This window comes from Bradyrhizobium sp. SHOUNA76 (genome assembly GCF_023006445.1).
Classification (GTDB): domain Bacteria; phylum Pseudomonadota; class Alphaproteobacteria; order Rhizobiales; family Xanthobacteraceae; genus Bradyrhizobium.
The window spans coordinates 1-669 of the sequence record NZ_JALBHA010001063.1 but is presented as its reverse complement, the minus strand read 5'-3'; the positions used below and the strand labels follow the sequence as shown (position 1 = coordinate 669).

Genomic DNA, 669 nt, shown 5'->3' with positions numbered 1-669 from the left:
GCCACCGGGGCGCGAGGCCTCGCGGGCACGCTGGGCAGCCTCCGATTCGACCTTGCGAACGGCCTCCTCCAGCGACAACCTTTCACGGGTGATCTCGGATTCGGAAAGCGGCGGCTGCACACTGCGCAGCTGCGCGATCAAGGCCGTGCGCGCCCGCTCATAGAGCGCGCGACGGCTTTCGCCGGGAGCGTTCGGGTCCAGGGCGGCAATAGCGCGGGCGATCAGCGGATAGTAATCAGCCATTTCAACTCAACTATACGCGCGTCCCGGTAAGATATCGTTAAGCCTCAAACGGATTTTGCACCAGGATAGTATCTTCGCGTTCGGGGCTGGTGGAAAGCAGCGCAACCGGGCACCCCACCAATTCCTCGATCCGCCGGACATATTTGATGGCCTGGGCCGGCAGGTCGGCCCAGGACCGCGCATTGGCGGTCGGCTCCTTCCAGCCCTCGATGGTCTCGTAGATCGGCTCGACCCGGGCCTGGGCGCCCTCGCCGGCGGGGAAGTGGTCGATCTCCTTGCCGTCGAGCTTGTAGCCGGTGCAGACCTCGATCGTGTCGAAGCCGTCGAGGATGTCGAGCTTGGTCAGCGCCAGGCCGTTGATGCCGCAGGTCCGGACCGCCTGGCGGACCAGCACGGCGTCGAACCAGCCGCAGCGGCGCGGACGGC

The 669-nt window shown here is 66.2% G+C and carries 1 protein-coding gene and 1 pseudogene; both read right to left on the bottom strand.

The window, feature by feature from the left end; all coding sequences use genetic code 11:
* A pseudogene (locus MOV74_RS39725) lies at positions 1 to 243 on the bottom strand (hypothetical protein); the annotation flags it as partial.
* A 37-nt stretch (positions 244 to 280) separates the two neighbouring features.
* The coding region (locus MOV74_RS39720; RefSeq protein WP_246933062.1) for an adenylosuccinate synthetase at positions 281 to 669 on the bottom strand (389 nt) is incomplete at its 5' end.